Raw genomic sequence first — 17,341 nt, 5'->3', positions numbered from 1 at the left:
ACTTGGGCTGGGAATCAGAGGGGCGCGGCGCATCCGGCCGCCCCCAGGCGAGAGAGAGTTCGGGAGCGGTTCGTGGCGCACTTCGTCATCATGGGTTGTGGTCGCGTGGGCATGACCCTGGCGCACACGTTGGACGACGCCGGCCACACGGTGGCCATCATCGACCAGGACGAGCGGGCCTTTCGCCGCCTGCGGCGCGGCTTCTCCGGCCGCCGGGTCACCGGCGTCGGATTCGACCGGGAAACGCTCGAGCGGGCGGGCATCGCCGAGGCCTACGCCTTCGCCGCCGTCTCCAGCGGCGACAACTCGAACATTCTGGCGACGCGCGTCGCGCGGGAGACCTACCACGTGCCCAACGTCGTGGCGCGGATCTACGACCCCGGGCGCGCGGAGATCTACCAGCGCCTGGGCATTCCCACGGTCGCCGCGGTGCGGTGGAGCGCCGACCAGGTGCTGCGGCGCATCCTTCCCGAGCAGGGCATCAACGGCGACTTCCGCGAGGCCTCCGGGCGCCTGATCCTGGGCGAGGTGTCCCTCCACGACGGCTGGTACGGGCGAAGCCTCCATGAGATCGAGGACACCACCGGAGTCCGGGTCGCCTACCTCACCCGCTTCGGGGAGGGGATGATTCCCGCGCGGGACGCCCGCCTCCAGAAGGGCGACGTCCTTCACGCCATCATGTCGGTCGACGCCACCGCGGACATCGACCGAATCCTGTCCAAGCCGCCCAAAACGTCGGCGGACCAAGAGCCATCGGAGCCGGAGCTGTGAAGGTCGTCATCGTCGGGGCCGGCAGCGTCGGTTCCTCCATTGCCCGCGAACTGCTGGCCCACGGGCACGACGTGCTCCTCATCGACGAGAAGCCCGAGGTGGTGGGCCGCAGCGGGCTTCGCGGCGCCCGCTGGCTGTTCGGGGACGCGTGCGAGCTCAGCACGCTCAAGGAGGCCGGCCTCGAGGACGTCGACGTGGTGGTCTCGGCGACGGGCGACGACAAGGTCAACCTCGTGGTGTCGCTGCTCGCGAAGAGCGAGTTCGGCGTGGGCCGGACGGTCGGCCGCGTGAACAACCCGAAGAACGACTGGATGTTCGACGACGCCTGGGGAGTCGACGTCGCGGTCAACACGCCGCGCCTGATGACCGCCCTGGTGGAGGAGGCCGTCGAGATCGGCGACCTCGTCCGCCTGCTCACCCTGCAGACCGGCGTGACGTCGATGGTCGAGTTCACGGTCCCCCACGACTCCGCGCTGATCGGCTCCACGCTGGGGCGCATCGACTGGCCGGAGGACTCGACCGTGGTGGCGATCCTGCGCGACGACGCGCCGATTACCCCCAGCCCCGACGACGTGATCGAAAGCGGCGACGAGCTGTTCTTCGTCACCACCATCGCCGCCGAGGACCAGCTCCGCGCGGTGTTGCGCCCGGAGAACGCCGACCGGGCCCCGTCCGGGACCTAGGCCGACGTCGTTGTGTCGGCCGCCGGGCGCGAGAGCGACCAGGCGAGCCACAACCCCATTGCATAGAGCGGGATGCCCATGGCCAGCCGCGCAGCTCCGAGCGCCGGCACATTGTCCGCGAAGTACAGGGGCACCTGCACCGCCAGCCGGGCCGCGAACACGGCCACGAGGACCCAAGTGGCCAGCGCGTAGGCGCGCCGCCGCTTCCCGTCGGCCCGCCACTCGGTGCCCTCGCCCCGGATGAAGCCGAAAACGAGGCCGAAGACGGGCCACTTCACCAGGATGGAGACCACCAGCGCGCCGCCGTAGGCGAGGTTCGTGTAGAAGCCGGGGACGTAGTAGTCCTTGGCCTCCCCCGTGGTGCGGGACACCAGCGCGCAGACCACCACGCCGACGAGTCCGGCGACGGCCTGCGTCAGCGGCGTCCGTTGGGCCAGCCGCACCACCGTGAACACCACGGCCACGGCCAGCGAAGCGATGAGCGCGGGATTCAGCGCCTGCGTGGTCGTGAACACCACGAGGAAGACGATGCCGGGCAGGAGGCTTTCGAGCAGGCCCCTGACGCCCCCCACGGTCCTCAGGACATCGACCTGCCCGTTTTCGCCGCGGTGGATGCCCGAGCCGTCGGCCATCCGGCGGGCGAACTCGTCGCGGGGGCCTTGCTGCGGATCGTGCTGGCTCATGGCGTGGGCTCCACATCGTCTTCGCTGGTGGGCAGGATCTCGTAGCGGGGATTGAAGATCGTGGGGATCCCATCGACCGCTGCGATCATCCCCTCGAAGCGCAGGCGCGTCCCCGCGTCCACCCCGGGTACCCGGCGTTGGCCGTTCCAGACCAATTGGACGCGCGGTGCGGGCTTGCGCCTTCCGCCCGGCGGGGCCGGGGCGTCGACCACGCTGGCCGAGAAGCTGGGCGACTGGTCGGCGGGCAGGATGCGGACGTGCTCCACAAATCCGGCGGCCCTCACCCGGCCGCGCCCGGGCAGCTGCGCGAGGCTGGGGCAGCGCGCGGCGGGGGTCGCGTTGTCAGCCAATGGCTGTGATTTCCGGACCGCGCTCCGGGCCGTTGGGACCGGTGGGCGGGCGCTGGAGTTCCACCTGCGGGGCGGGGTCCTGGTCCGGCCTGGCGACCGCGCCGGCCGGCATGGTCAACGGCAGCAGCTCGGCCGGAGGCATGGGCTTGTCCCCCCGCACCACGATGAGGCGCGCGATGCGGTCCTCCAAGCGCTCCGCGGCGGCGCGGTCCAGCGTCGCGGGGCCACCCAACACGCCGCGCACAAACCAGCGCGGCCCGTCGATGCCGATGAAGCGGGCAACCATGTACCCCTCGGTCCCGTCGGGGCCCTTCGAGGGGACGCGCGCCACGAGCTCCTCGCCGAAGCGCCCCTGGACGCGGTCGGTCCTGCCGCCCTGCTCGACGATGCCGGCGGCGATCTGCTCGGCGATCCCGGGCCACACCGCCTCGGTCTTGGGGGCGGCGAACACCTGGAGCTGGAGACGGGACCCGTCGAGCTCGAGGGCCACGGCCACCACGCGCTGGGTGCGGTCCTCGACCTCGAGCCGCAGCTGCATTCCCTCGACGGGTTCGATCAGCAGCGCGCCGAGGTCGATGTATCCCTCGCGGTCCGGGAAGTCGTCGGCGTCGAAAGGCCCGTCGACGTGCTCGTCCGCCTGGGGGACGACGCCGGCGGCGGCGTCCTGCGGGTCCGTGGTCCCGGGCGCGGTGGCGTCCTGCGCCGCTTCGGCGTTCTTCTTGCGTTTGAAGATCATGGTTGCTCCTTGTCGGGGCGGGCAGACGGTCGGGGCGGGCAGACGGTCGGGGCGGGCAGACGGTCGGGGCGGGCAGGCGCACCGCTTGGCGCCCGGGTTCCGGGCTACTGGGCGGGCGCAGCGGTGGCGAAGCCGCCGGTCGAGCCGAAGCCGCCCGCCCCGCGCACGGAATCGGGCAGTTCCCGCACAGGTACGAAGTTGGCCGTCTCAACCCGTTGTATGACCAGCTGCGCGATCCGGTCGCCGCGGGCGAGGACCACCGCGTTGTCCCTGTCCGTGTTCAGGAGGGTGACGGCAATCTCCCCGCGGTAGCCGGCGTCCACGGTGCCCGGCGCGTTGACCACCGTCAGCCCGTGCTTGGTGGCCAGCCCGGACCTGGGGTGGATCAGGCCCACGTAGCCGAAGGGAAGCGCGATGGAGACGCCGGTGGGTACCAGGCGGCGCTCACCCGGCTCCAGCGTCACGTCCACGCGGGCGCGGAGGTCGGCCCCGGCGTCGCCCGGGTGGGCGTAGGACGGCGGCTGAAGTGATGGATCCAACATCTTGAGCTGGACGTCCAGGGTGGTGTTCGACTGCTCGGGCATGATCGCCGCGGTCTCCATGGGTCGGTGGGTGGTCGAGTTTACTCTAGCGGCCTTGGCACGGACCCCCAACGCGGCGCCGGCGCCCCGCGGCGGGCGGGAGGCATCGGAAAGCAGAATAAGCTGGTTGGCATGCCTGAATCCTCTGCGCCCAACGCCCCCACCGTTCTGTTCCGCGAGAAGCTCTGGCCGGCCTGGTGGATCTGGCTTCTGGTCGTCGGCACCGGCGGCGCGGGCTTTGTCGCCCTGGCCCCGGTCAGCATTCCCGCCGGGTTCACGGCCGCCATTCTGGTGGTGCTGGCCCTGGTCGTCCTCTTCATTGTTTCCACGCCCGCCATCGTTGTCACCGACGACTCGTTCAGTGTGGGCCGGGCGACGATCGAACGAGAGTTCATCGGCGAGGTCCAGGGGTTCCGGGGCGAGGACGCCACCTTCCAGCGCGGCCGCGGCCTCAACGCCACCGCGTTCATGTGCCTGCGGGGGTGGATCGATCCCGTGGTCCGCGTCGAGGTCACCGACGAGCGGGACACCACGCCGTACTGGCTGACCGCAACCCGCAAGCCCGAGGAACTGGTCGCCGCCCTTGGCGGGACCGGCTCCTAGGCCCAGGCCGGGAAACATCAACGGCGGCGTCCCCTCCCGGGTGCGCCGCCGCCTTCGTACGTTCCTCCCCGCCCCGTGGCGGAGTTCGCTCTAGCCTTCGCAGTCCCTGCAGTACAAAAGCCCATTCTTTTCCTTGGCCACCTGCGAGCGGTGGCGCACCAGGAAACAGGAGGCGCAGGTGAACTCGTCGGCCTGTGCGGGCAGCACCCGCACCAGAAGCTCCTCGCCGGACAGGTCGGCTCCCGGCAGTTCGTAGCTGTCCGCCGTCTCCGCCTCGTCCTCGTCAACCACCGCCGACTGCTTGTCTGTGCGCCGGCCCTTCAGCTCCTCGAGGGATTCCTCCCCGAGCTCTTCCTCGTTCTTGCGCGGCGCATCGTAGTCGGTCGCCATAGTCTCTCAATCACGCTCCGGTCATAGCTGCTGTGTGGTCCGCACAGGCCCCACCCCTGTTGCGTCGTTGGGCGGTCGTCGGACTGTGCGTGGTTCCGGAAGGGACATCGCGCCGTGGGCGCCCGGACTTCCCGGTTCCGCGACATACAACGCCGCGGCGGGCCGTTTTGTGCCCGTGACGCACAGATTGTTCACTATGGGCGACAAAAAATCCAATTCTGTGGTATCGCTCACGCAGGGGCCGCGACACGGCCGCTTCGGGGCCCGCCTACCGATCCTCGCCGCACCGGGGCATATCGTAGGAAAACAACGGTCTCGCTGGCAGAGTGCCCACAGAGAACGTGACGGTTTTGCGGAGGGTTTTTATGCGGCAACTCAGGCTGGTGGGTGTCCACGAGGATGGCGAGCACCTGCTGTTGGGCAGTGACGACGGTTCGGGCTTTACGCTCCGGATCGACGAGGCCCTGCGCGCGGCGACGGCACGGCCCATCGGGCGGCCCAGCGCGGCGCAGGCGGAGCAGGCGGCAACCCTGTCCCCTCGCGAGATCCAGGCGCGCATCCGGTCCGGCGCCACGGCCGAGGACGTCGCGGAGCAGTTCGGCGTGCCGCTGGCCAACGTGCTTCGCTACGAGGGCCCGGTCCGCGCCGAGCGCGACTACGTGGCCCGCCAGGCGCGCAGCGTGGAGGTCTCCGGCCCGCAGGGCAACGACGGCTACAGGTCCGCGTTCGGCGACGAGCCGGCCAGCCTCGGCGAAATGGTGGACGTTCGCCTGAACAACTTCGGCGTCGACGCGGCCACGCTCGAGTGGGACGCGTGGCGGCGCCAGGACGGCACCTGGGAGGTGGAGGCGCGCTTCGACATCTCCTCCGCGAACCAGCGCTCCAACATTGGAGAGCCGCCGCCGGCCAAGTGGATCTTCCACCCCGTGCGCAAGTCGCTGGTCAACGCCAACCGCTGGGCACAGGTGCTCAGCGAGCTGGAGCCGATGGACTCCCCCGTGGCCGGCCGCCGGCTGACGGCCGTCGCGGACCGCCCCTTCGACTTCGAGACCGACGGCGACGCCGCCCAGGTGTCCGCCGAAGCGGAGACGGCGCCGGCGACGGATCGCGAACGCGACGACTTTCTGGACATCCTGCGCGCCCGCCGCGGCCAGCGGCTTGGAACGGACGAGCAGGGCGACGACGCGCTGGCGGAGATGCTGACGAAGGGCTCGATCCCGGCCGCCCATCCGCGCGACGAGGAATTCTTCGACGAGTCCGAGGCGCGGCGCCTGGGCATGGTTCCGGAAGAGGCGGCCCCCCGGGACGACAACATCTCGCACCTCCACGACGGCGTCAGCACCCAGACCAGCGAGTTCACCGTGGTTCCCGGGCTGCGGTCGCTGAACTTCAAGAAAGACGACGAAGCGGGCGGCGAAGATGCAGACAAGCCCGAAGAGGACGACGATTCCCAGCCCCGCAGGACCAAGCAGAAGCGATCCTCGGTCCCCAGCTGGGACGAGATCGTCTTCGGCCGCAAGAACGACTAGGGCCTAGCCCTCCGGCAGGGCAAGGGTCAGCAGCGGGACCTCTCGCTCGGCGCGCGTCATCGAGCCGTGCTGGCCCACCATCTCGAAGGCTTTCGGGTCCACCCGCCGGCCGTCGAAGAACGCCATGGGCTGCGCCGGCAGCACCAGGACGTCGCCGATGCGGTGCCGCACGGCGTCGTCCACTTCTCCGAACAGGCCATGGGACACGGCCTCGTCGCGCGTCAGCACCCAGGCCTTGCTGCCGAAGGCGACCTTCCAGTTGGCGACCAGCCGGTCGCGAACCGCTGGCGGCGCCGCGGGATCCACGTGCAACTGCACCGCGCGCGGCTCCCCCGCGGTCAGCTCGACGCCGTCGAGGAGACCCGGGACAAGCGAGTAGTCGATGCGCTGCGACTCGGGAACATCCACCATTCCGTGGTCCGCGGTGAGCAGGAGCAGGGTCCCCGGCGGTAGCCTGCCGGCCAGTGTCCGCATCGCGGCGTCCAGTTCCTCCAACTGCTCGCCCCACTGCGGCGAGGCGCTGCCGTAGCGGTGACCCGCCTTGTCCAGCTCGTTCCAGTAGCAGTACATCAGGACCCGCTCGTGGCTCGCCAGGATCTCCGAGGCCTCGCGGACGCGGGCCTGCGCGGTGCGCGCGGGCGCGAACGCTCCGCCGCGCAGCGCGGCGGCCGTCAGCGAGCTGTCGGCGAACTGCGGCAGGCTGACGGTGGAGACGTGGACGTGTTCGGCGGCGGTCTCGAGGACCGTGCGGTGCGGCTGCCACGAGCGCGGATCGAGGTCCTCCGGCCATCCGCCGAGCATGTTGACGGTGCGCCGCCGCGCCGGGTCCACGACGTCGTAGCCGACGATCCCATGGCGGCCGGGCGGCAAGCCCGTGCCGAGGCTGGCCAGCGACGCGGCCGTGGTCGTCGGGAACGCGGAGTCGAGCGTTGCGGCCTTCTTCAGCTTCTGCCGCAGGAACGGGGCGTGGCCGCCGCGGGACGCCAGCAGCGCCTTGCCCAGCCCGTCCGCCATCACGATGCAGACGCGCCGCGCGGCGGGGAGGCCCAGCACGTTGGTGTAGCCCGGGACGCCGAGGACGGCCGCCGCGCTCGGCAGCAGCTCCGCCAGGCTCGCCGAGCCGTAGCGCGGCGCGGCGGGAAGGGGTTGGGACGGCACGGGCCCGTTGGTCGGGGGCAAACCCATCAGGCCTGGTGGTGCCCGCGGACCAGCCGGCCGGCGACCCATCCGGGCCGGTTTTCGACCGGCGGCTGCGGGCGGGGCCCGAGGGCGGCCGCGGTGTTGAGCTTGCGCAGCACACGGGCGAACTTCCGCGCGTCCTCCACGGCCTGCTTCCCGTCCGCCTCGGCGCTGATCCGAAGGATCAGGTCCTCTTCCTGCATGGTGCCGGTGTAGCCGTGGTCGACCTCGCACTGCGGGTCCTCGCACCCCGCGGGCGTCAGGTCCAGCCGCTGGCCGCCGGACCAGGCGATGCCCAGCGTCAGTTCGCGCACGGAGTCGCTGGAGCGGTAGTCCTGCGGTTGCTGGTAGACGTAGCTGACCACCACGGAGCCGATCTTTGGGACGGCCACCGTCTCGGTGGAGACCTGTGCCATCACCTTGTCGCCGCGTTCGTCGAGCTGCTGGTCGTCGACGTGGACCACCACCATGACCTCGTCCGTCAGCACCAGCACGGTGACGTGGCGGTGGACCTCGTTGTGTTCGATGTGGGTCTCGAGGTGGATCAGGTGTGCCACCGGCTCCATGCCGTCGAGCGCGTCCTCGACGACGTCGGCCACCAGCCGGGGGTAGAACCCCGCCCGTTCCAGAGCGCTTTGCAGGTCGCGGCCGGCGGCCGAGGTTCGGGAGATCATGGTGCCAGTCTACCGTCGCCGGTCAGCGGGACATGGCCCTGCGGGCGCTGTCCGTCCGCTGTTCCAGGTTGCCGACCCGGACGTCCGCCGACAGCACGGTCACGCCCCGCGCCGAAACAAGCACGGGGTTGAACTCCAGCAGCGCCACCGCCGGGTGGTCGTCCTTCAGCGTGGCGACCCGGTTGAGCAGGTCCTCGAGGCTGCGCACGTCCACGGCGGGCAGGCCCTGGTAGCCGAACAGCTTCTGCGACGCCCGAGGCGAGCGAACGAGTTCGGAGAGGTCCGTGTTGGTCAGCGGCGGGATGGCGTGCGCCCAGTCGTCGAGCAGGTTGACCGCGTCCCCGGCCATCCCGAAGGACAGCAGCGGGCCCAGCAGCGGGTCCTCGAGGGCCCTGACAAGACACCCCTGCCCGGACGGGGCCATCGACTGGAGTTCCAGGCCCTCCGTGCCGAAGGGCCGCAGCATCTCGCGCATGTGGCGGATGTTGCCGCGGAGCGAGTCCGCGTCGAAGATGTTCAGGCGAACGCCGCCGAGGTCCAGACGGTGGCGCATGTGCTCGTCGGTCGCCTTCAGCGCCACCGGCCATCCCAGCCGGGCGGCCGCCTCCACGGCCTCCTCCTCGTCCTCGAACGCCACGGACTCCAGGACCTCGATTCCGTAGCACCCCAGGAGCTCCGTCGCCTCCGGGTTGCCGAGGCGCAGCAGGTCGGTGCCGCCAACGCGGGCAAGGTGCGATTCGACGAGCCGCTCGGCGCGGTCGCGGTCGATCCCCTCGATCTCCAGAGGCTCGCCGAAGTCACGCTGCCGCCACTGGGCGTACCGGACCACGGAGGCCAGCGCGGAGACGGCCTGGCCCGGGCTGGAGAAGCTGGGCAGCCCCGATTGCAGCGCGCTGGCGTCCGCGGCGATGTCCGCCGTCGCATCCGCGCCTCCCCCGGAGGCATTCCCGGTGCCGGCCCTGTCCGGGGCCGGTGGGGCAGCGTGACGGTCCGGGCCGACCGCCAGCAGTCCGTCGGTCGCCACCGAGAGGTCCATGTTGCCCGTGAACGCGGCGATCACGGGTTTTTCCGCCTCCACCGAGCAGTCCTGCAGGGCCTGCGCCGCGGCGTCCACACTCAGGGCCCTGGACGGGAGCAGGGCCACCACGGCCGCGTGTGTGCCGGGGTCGGCGAGCGCCTTGAGCACCGCGGCCCGGAGTCGGGGCAGCGCGGCGGACTCGCCGTCGTCGAGCTGCAGCGTGTCCTCCTGCACGGAGACTGTGAGCCCGTGTTGGATCGCGCTGTCGGCGACCACCCGCGCCAGGGCGTCGGAGTTGGCGACGACGGCGATGCCGTCCCCGCCGGGCAGGGGCTGGCTGGCGACGATCTGCGCCACGTCCATCAGCTCCTCGTTGGTCCCGACCCTGATGACGCCGGACTGGCGCAGCATGGCGTCAACCGCGCCGAGCGGCGCCTGCGTTGTGCGGACGGCGTGGCCGGGCGGGAGCCGCAGGCCCATCACGTCGGACTTGGCCACGATCACCGGTTTCCGCCGGGAGAGCCGGCGGGCGATGCGGGAGAACTTGCGCGGGTTGCCGAAGCTTTCCAGGTAGAGGCCCACCGCCGAGGTCCGGGGGTCGTCCTCCCAGAACTGCATGGCATCGTTCCCGGAGACGTCGGCCCGGTTGCCGGCCGAGACGATGCTGGAGACGCCGACGCCCCGTCGGCTGGTCGCCGCGTACAGGAGGACCCCGATGGCGGCCGACTGGCTGAACAGGCCGAGGGAACCGCGGACGGGCATGCCCGGGGCCATCGAGGCGTTGAGGCTCACCCCCGGGTCGGTGTTGACGATCCCCAGGGACGCGGGACCGATCAGCCTCATGCCGTTGCTGCGCGCCAGGTACACCAGCTCGCGCTGCCGGCGCAGTCCGTCGCCGGCGTCGTCGGGAAAGCGGCCGGTGACCACCAGGAGGCCCTTGACTCCGTTGGCGGCGCAATCCGCGACGACGCCCTCCAGTTCCTGTTGTGGGACGGCGACCACGGCCAGGTCCACGTGCCCGGGCACCTCGGCCAACGATCCGTAGGACACCATGCCGGCAAGCTCCAGGGCCTCCCGGTTGATGCCGTACACGGCCCCGGTGTAGCCGCCCTCGATGATGTTCTCCAGGAGCGTGTAGCCGACCGAGCCCCACTCGCGGCTCGCCCCGATGACGGCCACGGAGGTCGGGGCCAGCAGGTCCGCAAGGCTGCGCGCCTCGGCCCGGTGCTCCCGCGACTCCATCACGGCGCGCGACTTGTCGGTTGGGTCGATGGGGAATTCCAGCATGACCACGCCGTCGTCGAACCTCCGCTTGACCTCGTAGCCGGCCTCCGCGAAAACGGTCAGCATCTTGCGGTTCTCCGGCAGGACCTCGGCGCTGAAGCGCTCGATCCCGTGTTCGCGGGCCGCGGCCGCCAGGTGCTCCAACAGGATGGAGCCGACCCCCTTGCCCTGCGAGGCGTCGGCGATGTTGAAGGCGACCTCGGCCTCCTGCGGATCGTCGAGCCGGTCGTAGCGGCCGACGCCGATGATGTCGCCGCCGCGGACCACGACCATGGCCACTCTGTCGCGGTGGTCCACCTCGGTGAACCGCTGGAGCTCGCGTGGCGTGAGCTTGGACTTGTAGGTGAAGAAGCGCAGGTAGACCGACGCCTCGGACTGGCTCGTGTGGAGCCGTTGGAGCGCGTCGGCGTCGGAGGGGGCGATGGGCCTCAGATGTGCGGTCGAACCGTCCCGCAGGACGACATCGGCTTCCCAATGGGCCGGATATTCCCCGATTTCTCGCTGCTCCACCATAGGCTTAGCCTACGGCCTCGTGTGCCGGGACAGGCATCCGGCCGAGGGCCGGGCATGTCCCCGCCGGGGCCGTCCAGCCGCCGGCTGGAGGACGAGAAGGAAAAGAGGACCCGGACACAACATGGCCCGTCGGACGACACCCGCACTCCCGGACGATTTCATCGAGAACATCGTGGACATCGATGTGACCTCCGAAATGGAGGGTTCCTTCCTGGAGTACGCGTACTCGGTGATCTACTCGCGCGCCCTGCCGGACGCGCGCGACGGACTCAAGCCCGTCCAGCGGCGCATCCTGTACATGATGACGGACATGGGCCTGCGCCCCGACCGCGGACACGTCAAGAGCGCCCGCGTGGTGGGCGAAGTGATGGGCAAGCTGCACCCCCACGGCGACACCGCTATCTACGACGCCATGGTCCGGATGGCGCAGAACTTCTCGCTGCGCCTGCCGCTCATCGACGGGCACGGCAACTTCGGCTCGCTCGACGACGGCCCCGCGGCCCCCCGGTACACGGAGGCACGCATGGCGTCGCCCGCCGTGGCGATGACCGACTTCCTCGACGAGGACGTCGTGGACTTCATTCCGAACTACGACAACCAGCTCCTGCAGCCAGAGGTGCTCCCGGCGGCGTTCCCGAACCTTCTGGTCAACGGCACCACCGGCATCGCCGTGGGCATGGCGACCAACATGGCGCCGCACAACCTCGGCGAGGTCGTCGCGGCCGCGCGGCACCTGGTCGACCACCCGGACGCGACGCTCGAGGACGTCATGAGGTTCGTACCCGGGCCGGACCTTCCCAACGGCGGACGGATCGTCGGCCTGGACGGGATCAAGGACGCCTACGCCACCGGGCGGGGTTCCTTCAAGACCCGCGCCAAGGTGGAGCTGGAGCAGATCAGCGCGCGGCGCAGCGGGCTCGTGGTCACCGAGCTGCCCTACATGGTGGGCCCGGAGAAGGTCATCGAGAAGATCAAGGACGCCGTCACCGCCAAAAAGCTCCTCGGCGTCGCGGACGTCATCGACCTGACGGACCGCACCCACGGTCTGCGCCTGGTGATCGAGCTGAAGAACGGCTTCAACCCCAACGCGGTACTCCAGCAGCTGTACAAGCTGACGCCGATGGAGGACTCCTTCGGCATCAACAACGTCGCACTCGTGGAGGGGCAGCCGCGCACGCTGGGGCTGCTCGAGCTGCTCCAGGTCTACGTGGGGCACCGCCTCGACGTCGTCAAGCGCCGCACGTCTTTCCGTCTGGGCAGGAAGAAGGACCGGCTGCACCTGGTGGAGGGGCTGCTGGTGGCCATCGTCGACATCGACGAGGTCATCCAGATCATCCGCACCTCGGAGGAGACCGCATCCGCGAGACAGCGCCTGATGGCCGTCTACGACCTTTCGGAAATCCAGGCCAACCACATCCTCGAGCTCCGGCTGCGTCAGCTGACCAAGTACTCCCGGCTCGAGCTCGAGAAGGAGCAGGACGAGCTCAAGCGCGAGATCGAGAGCCTGGAGGCGATCTTGGCCTCGGACGCCCTCCTGCGGGAGGTGGTCTCCACGGAGCTGGCCGAGGTGGCCGAGCGCTTCACCACCCCGCGGCGGACCGTGCTGCTGAAGGCCGAGGGCGCCACCCCGCTGAAGGGTACGGTGATGCCGGTCCCGGAGGGCAAGGGCGCCAAGGCGCCGCTCTCCCTCGAGGTCGCCGACGACCCGTGCTGGGTGCTGCTGTCCAAGTCCGGCCAGCTGGCCCGCACGTCCGACCGCGCGGAGCTTTCCGACGCCGGACCCCGCGCAAAGCACGACGTCCTGTCCTCGCGCGTCCAGGCCACGGCCAGGGGCGAGTTGGGCGCCGTCACCTCGGCGGGCCGCATGCTCCGGCTGCAGGTGGTGGACATGCCGGTGCTGCCGGCGACGTCGTCGTTCCCGCAGCTGACCGGCGGCGTGCCCGTCACCGAATTTGTCCAGTTGGACCGCAACGAGTCGGTCGTGGCCGTGGTGCCGCTCGACGCGGTCTTCGCGGTGGGAACGGAACAGGGCATCGTCAAGCGCGTGACCCCGGACTACCCGCTGAACCGCGACGAATGGGAGGCGATCGCGCTCAAGCCCAAGGACCGCGTGGTCGGCGCCGGCGTCCCGGCCGCCGGCGACGACCTGGTCTTCATCAGCGCCCAGGCACAGCTCTTGCGCTTCCCCGCAGCATCGGTCCGCCCGCAGGGGCGGACCGCGGGCGGCATGGCCGGCATCAAGCTGGGCGCCGGCGACTCCGTGGTCTTCTTCGGGGTGGCTGGATCCGCTGATCCCGCCGCGGTGGTGGTGACCATCGCGACGGGCGGCGGGACGCTCCCGGGCACGGGATCCGGGACCGTCAAGGTCACCCCGCTCGAGGAGTACCCGGCCAAGGGGCGCGCCACCGGCGGGGTGCGCGCGCACCGTTTCCTCAAGGGCGAGGACTCCCTGTCCCTGGCGTGGGCCGGGCACGGTCCCGCCAAGGCCGCCTCGGCCGCGGGCGTCGCACGGGCGCTGCCCACCGAACACGGACGGCGCGACGGATCGGGCGTGCCGCTGGCCCAGCAGGTCGACGCCCTCGGGGGGACGCTGAACGGGATGGACGCCGGCGCCTCCGGCGCGGCGGCGGAACCGAACGCCTCCGCCTCCACCGGGGCCGGCGGTTCGGGGGCCGATCGGACGGAATCGGGGGCCGCGTTGCCCGCCGGGCTTCCCGGGGAACCCTCCCGGCGGGCGCCGCTGGCGGCCCCGGAGGAGGACTCCCTGCCGTTCGGCGGCTCGGGCGTCCTCGAGGTCGACTAGCCCCGCGCCGCCGCGGCCAGGCCGTCCGCCGGGGTGGCGCGCCTTCGCATGCCCCCGCCGAGCCGCAGCACGGAGTCGGCGAAGGGCTCCAGCCGTGCGTCGTGCGTGACGACAACAACGGCCTGGCCGGCCAGGGCCGCCCGCAGGTCGGCGATCAGCGCCAGGGACTCGTCCGCGCCGAGGTGGGCGGTGGGCTCGTCGAGCAGCACGACGTCGGCCCGGGCCACCAACGCCCGCGCCACGGCGAGGCGCTGGCGCTGGCCCCCGGAGAGCCGGTGGCCCCCGGAACCGATCCGCGTGTCCAGCCCGTCGACGGCCCCGTCCAGCCATGCCCCGAGTCCAACCCGCGCCAGCAAGCCGCGCAACTCCGCGTCCGCCGGAAGGTCGTTGGCCTCGCGGCCCAGGCAGAGGTTGTTGCGCACCGTCGCGTCGAAGAGGTGGGCCTCCTGCGGGCACCAGGCGACGCGCGCGAAGTCTTCGGGTCCCGCCGGGTGCCACGGGGATCCGCCCGTCCGCGCGTCGAGTCGGCCGGACCTGGGCGCGAGGGCGCCGAGCAGTGAGGCCAGCGCCGTGGACTTCCCGCTTCCCGAGGGTCCCGTGACGGCCAGCCACTCCCCCGGGACGATCTCCGCCGAGACGCCCTGAACCACGGTCGCCCCGCTTCCCCATCCGAGATGGACGTTGTCGAGGCGAAGCGCCACCGGCCCGGCCGGCACCCCCGCCCCCGTGGCCCGCGCCGGGGGCAGGGCGGGGACGGCCCCGGCACCGTGACCGACCCCGCTACCTGCTTCCTCGTGGCCGAGGCTGGCGTTGATGCGGCGCAGGCCGTCGTCGAGCGCGGGAATTCCCTGGACCGACGACGCCGTTTCCGCCACTGGCTCGGCCAGCGCCAGCAACAGCAGGCCCGCAACGGCGGCCGCCTCGCCGGTGCCGCCGCCTGCGGCCACCGCGGCCACGGCGGTCAGCGAGCCCAGGCCGGCCAGCAGTACGGCCCCGGCCTGTCCCGCGCCGCTCCCCCAGGCGGCGCGGCGAACGGCGGAGGCCGCAAGGGCATCCTCGTCCGCGAAGCGGTCCGCGGCCCGCCCGGCCGCGCCGTTCCCCGCGAGGTCGGAGGCCGCGGCCAGCAGGGTGGGGATGCGCTCGCTTAGCCACAGCCGGTGGCGCACCACGGCCACAGAGGACGAGCGCTCGACGGCGAGGACGACAAGAGGCAGCAGCACAAAGGCGGCCCCTCCCAGCGCCAGGGCCGCGGGCAGACCGTCGGGCGCCCACACGCCGATTCCCACGGACACCGCCGCCCAGGTCAGAATCCCGGCCACCGGCGGGACCAGGACGCGCGGGACCGCGTCGCGCACCTCGTCGACCTCGGCGACCAGATGGCCCAGCGCGGCCCCGGTCCGGGTGATCCGGCCCCAGTTTTCCGGCCGCGTGGACAGCGCCTCCCACACGCGTGTCCGCAGGATTCCTGCCCAGCGCAGGACGGCGTTGTGCACGGCCAGCCGCTCGGCGTACCGGAGCACGGCCCTGCCGATCCCGAAAGTGCGCACGCCGACGATCGCCACCATAAGGTGCAGGACGGGCGGCATGTGGCTGGCGTTCACTATCAGCCATCCGGACACGCCCGTCAGCCCGATCGCGGCCAGGGACGCGAGAACCGCGAACAGCAGCCCTCGGGCCATCCCGCCCCGTCCCCACGGAAGGGTGCGGAGCAGGGCCCAGTGCCTCCGGCCGCTCCGGATGGGCAGGTCCCGGCCCCGGTGCCCTGCCGCGGCGCCGGGGGCCGCCATTGGACGGGTCGAAATCTCCGCGTCGTCCGGCACCGCGGCGGGCTTCGCCGACGCCCCGGTGGCCGCCGTCCGATCGGGAACGCCCGCGCCCGACGCCGCGTTCTCGTCCGGCTCCGCGGCGGCTTCCCGGCCGTGGCCGCGGAGCATGGCGGCCAGGCGGACGTCGTGGCTGGCGACAAGGAGCGCGGCCCGGCCCCGCAGGCCCGCGAGGGCGCCGCGCACGGCGTCGGCGCTGAGCGGGTCCAGGTGCGCCGTCGGCTCGTCGGCCAGGACCAGCCGCACGGCCGCGTCGGTCCGGACGCGGACGAGCGCCCGGGCCACGGCGACCCGGCGCAGCTCGCCGGGGCTGCAGTCCACCAGCCGGCGGCGGAGCAGCGGCGCCGCGTTGACGGCCAGCAGCACCGCCTCGAGGTCCGACGCTTCCACCGAATCGGACGCGTGCAGGAGCAACTCCGCCTCCACCGTGTCTTCGGTGAACTCCGGGTGCTGGGGCACCCAAGCGACCGCGTCCCGATCGACGTCGATCCGCCCGGAGACCCGGGGCGCGGCGCCGTCGTCCGTGCCGCCCAGCCGTCCCCCTACGGCCCCCAGGATACTGGTCTTGCCGGAGCCGCTCGGCCCGTCGAGGACATGGGCCCGGCCCGGGGCGAGGTCCAGCGAGAAGCCGGAGACGGCCGGGATCGCGCGGCCGGGATAGTGGACGTCCAGATCTTCCACCCGCAGGACTGCGGGGCCGGGGCCTTGGCCGAAGCCAGCCGGGGAGTCCGCCGCGCCGGTGGGAGCCCCGTCTGCCATCAGTGCGCGCGCGCGGCGCAGGGCCTCGAGACCGTCCTCGGACGAGTGGAAGGCGGCGCCGAGGGCGCGCAGGGGCAGGTAACACTCGGGGGAGAGCATCAGCGCGAAGAGACCCACCTCCAGCGCCATGGTGCCGTGCACCAGGCGCAGGCCGATGAAGACGGCCACCAGCGCCACGGACAGCGTGGCAATGAGTTCCAGCGCCATCCCGGAGACGAAGGCCGTGCGGAGGGTACCCATGGTGGTCTTGCGGTGGGCCTCGGACACGCGGCCCAGCGCCTCGCCATGGGCGCGTCCCCGCCGCAGGCCGATGAGGGCCGGTAGTCCTTGGGCCAATTCCATCAGCTGGTTGGCGAGGCGGTCGAGGCCCCGCGCGGCGAGCGCGACCCGGTCCTGCGTGTGGAGGCCGATGAGGATCATAAAGACCGGGACGAGCGGCAGTGTCAGCGCCACGATGAGCGCGCTCACCCAGTCGGCGAACAGGAGGCGGATCAGCACGGCGACCGGAACGACGGCGGCGGCGACCAGCGCCGGCAGGTATCGCGTGTAGTAGGAATCCAGTCCGTCAAGGCCCCGGCTGGCCAATGCGGAGACCGCACCGTGGCCCCGGGGCGCGTCGGACGGGCCGTCGGCCGCGTCGGCGTCCCGCCCGGCGGCTCCCGGCCGGCGCAGGGCGGAGTCGACCAGCCGCGCGCGCAGCGATTCCTTGGCGCCGAGCCCCGCGCGCTGCGCGGCCAGTTCGGTCGCCCAGACCGCGGCGGCGCGCAGTAGGACCCCGGCGCACCCCTCCCAGAGCAGCCGCCGGACGTCCGGGGTCCCGCCGCCGGCCAAGGTGGCGATGCCCGTGGCCAGTGCGCCCGCCAGCAGGATCATGCCCGCGGCCTTCAGCCCCGCCAGTCCGGCGAGCAGGGCCAGGGTCCGTCGGCCGCCGGTTCCGGCGGGGAGTTCGAGTTTCATGGCCG

General features: G+C 71.9%; 14 protein-coding genes. 5 read left to right on the top strand and 9 right to left on the bottom strand.

What is annotated here, in order from left to right:
- Nucleotides 1-72: 72 nt before the first annotated feature.
- Nucleotides 73-771, top strand: coding sequence for a potassium channel family protein (locus AC3ZJJ_RS04655; RefSeq protein WP_489894089.1), 699 nt, complete (start codon nucleotides 73-75; stop codon nucleotides 769-771).
- Nucleotides 768-1,454, top strand: a complete 687-nt coding sequence (locus AC3ZJJ_RS04650; protein WP_489894088.1) for a potassium channel family protein — start codon at nucleotides 768-770, stop codon at nucleotides 1,452-1,454. Before AC3ZJJ_RS04655 ends, AC3ZJJ_RS04650 begins: the two co-directional genes overlap by 4 nt.
- On the opposite strand, the gene AC3ZJJ_RS04645 is transcribed toward AC3ZJJ_RS04650, so the two are convergent.
- The 4 genes from AC3ZJJ_RS04645 to dut all read right to left on the bottom strand — a co-directional run bounded on the left by AC3ZJJ_RS04645 (nucleotide 1,451) and on the right by dut (nucleotide 3,825).
- Nucleotides 1,451-2,137 carry a DUF3159 domain-containing protein gene (locus AC3ZJJ_RS04645; RefSeq protein WP_489894087.1) on the bottom strand — a complete coding sequence of 229 codons (687 nt, stop codon included), beginning with the start codon at nucleotides 2,135-2,137 and terminating at the stop codon, nucleotides 1,451-1,453. The genes AC3ZJJ_RS04650 and AC3ZJJ_RS04645 overlap by 4 nt on opposite strands.
- The gene (locus tag AC3ZJJ_RS04640) at nucleotides 2,134-2,487 is read right to left on the bottom strand and encodes a single stranded DNA-binding domain-containing protein (RefSeq protein WP_489894086.1); all 354 of its coding nucleotides are present in this window, start codon (nucleotides 2,485-2,487) and stop codon (nucleotides 2,134-2,136) included. The genes AC3ZJJ_RS04645 and AC3ZJJ_RS04640 overlap by 4 nt, the downstream gene beginning before the upstream one ends.
- Complete coding sequence (locus AC3ZJJ_RS04635) at nucleotides 2,480-3,223, bottom strand: DUF3710 domain-containing protein (RefSeq protein ID WP_489894085.1); 744 nt, start codon at nucleotides 3,221-3,223, stop codon at nucleotides 2,480-2,482. Before AC3ZJJ_RS04635 ends, AC3ZJJ_RS04640 begins: the two co-directional genes overlap by 8 nt.
- A gap of 104 nt (nucleotides 3,224-3,327) precedes the next feature.
- Nucleotides 3,328-3,825, bottom strand: coding sequence for a dUTP diphosphatase (dut, locus tag AC3ZJJ_RS04630; protein ID WP_489894084.1), 498 nt, complete (start codon nucleotides 3,823-3,825; stop codon nucleotides 3,328-3,330).
- 111 nt (nucleotides 3,826-3,936) lie between these two features.
- On the opposite strand from dut, the gene AC3ZJJ_RS04625 reads away from it, so the two are divergent.
- Nucleotides 3,937-4,407: a DUF3093 domain-containing protein gene (locus tag AC3ZJJ_RS04625; protein ID WP_489894083.1), complete on the top strand. Its 471-nt coding sequence runs from the start codon at nucleotides 3,937-3,939 to the stop codon at nucleotides 4,405-4,407.
- 90 nt (nucleotides 4,408-4,497) lie between these two features.
- Here AC3ZJJ_RS04625 and AC3ZJJ_RS04620 read toward each other — a convergent pair whose 3' ends face one another.
- On the bottom strand, nucleotides 4,498-4,797 hold the full coding sequence (locus tag AC3ZJJ_RS04620; RefSeq protein ID WP_489894082.1) for a DUF4193 domain-containing protein: 300 nt from the start codon (nucleotides 4,795-4,797) through the stop codon (nucleotides 4,498-4,500).
- A 365-nt stretch (nucleotides 4,798-5,162) separates the two neighbouring features.
- Between AC3ZJJ_RS04620 and sepH the strand changes: the two genes are divergently transcribed.
- Nucleotides 5,163-6,326, top strand: coding sequence for a septation protein SepH (gene sepH / locus AC3ZJJ_RS04615; RefSeq protein WP_489894081.1), 1,164 nt, complete (start codon nucleotides 5,163-5,165; stop codon nucleotides 6,324-6,326).
- A gap of 3 nt (nucleotides 6,327-6,329) precedes the next feature.
- On the opposite strand, the gene AC3ZJJ_RS04610 is transcribed toward sepH, so the two are convergent.
- The 3 genes from AC3ZJJ_RS04610 to AC3ZJJ_RS04600 are packed head-to-tail and all read right to left on the bottom strand — an operon-like array spanning nucleotide 6,330 to nucleotide 10,994.
- Nucleotides 6,330-7,484, bottom strand: coding sequence for an alkaline phosphatase family protein (locus AC3ZJJ_RS04610; protein ID WP_489894080.1), 1,155 nt, complete (start codon nucleotides 7,482-7,484; stop codon nucleotides 6,330-6,332).
- Nucleotides 7,485-7,510: 26 nt separating this feature from the next.
- The gene (locus tag AC3ZJJ_RS04605; protein WP_489894079.1) at nucleotides 7,511-8,179 is read right to left on the bottom strand and encodes a DUF5998 family protein; all 669 of its coding nucleotides are present in this window, start codon (nucleotides 8,177-8,179) and stop codon (nucleotides 7,511-7,513) included.
- 22 nt (nucleotides 8,180-8,201) lie between these two features.
- Nucleotides 8,202-10,994, bottom strand: a complete 2,793-nt coding sequence (locus tag AC3ZJJ_RS04600; protein ID WP_489894078.1) for a bifunctional acetate--CoA ligase family protein/GNAT family N-acetyltransferase — start codon at nucleotides 10,992-10,994, stop codon at nucleotides 8,202-8,204.
- A gap of 121 nt (nucleotides 10,995-11,115) precedes the next feature.
- Here AC3ZJJ_RS04600 and AC3ZJJ_RS04595 point away from each other — a divergent pair, with 121 nt between their 5' ends.
- Complete coding sequence (locus AC3ZJJ_RS04595) at nucleotides 11,116-13,797, top strand: DNA gyrase/topoisomerase IV subunit A (RefSeq protein WP_489894077.1); 2,682 nt, start codon at nucleotides 11,116-11,118, stop codon at nucleotides 13,795-13,797.
- On the opposite strand, the gene cydC is transcribed toward AC3ZJJ_RS04595, so the two are convergent.
- Complete coding sequence (gene cydC / locus AC3ZJJ_RS04590) at nucleotides 13,794-17,336, bottom strand: thiol reductant ABC exporter subunit CydC (RefSeq protein WP_489894076.1); 3,543 nt, start codon at nucleotides 17,334-17,336, stop codon at nucleotides 13,794-13,796. The two genes, AC3ZJJ_RS04595 and cydC, sit on opposite strands and share 4 nt — an antisense overlap.
- Nucleotides 17,337-17,341: the final 5 nt, after the last annotated feature.

This window comes from Arthrobacter sp. AOP29-A2-19, assembly GCF_058138025.1.
The sequence above is the reverse complement of the archived record's forward strand: the minus strand, read 5'-3'. Positions and strand labels throughout refer to the sequence as shown.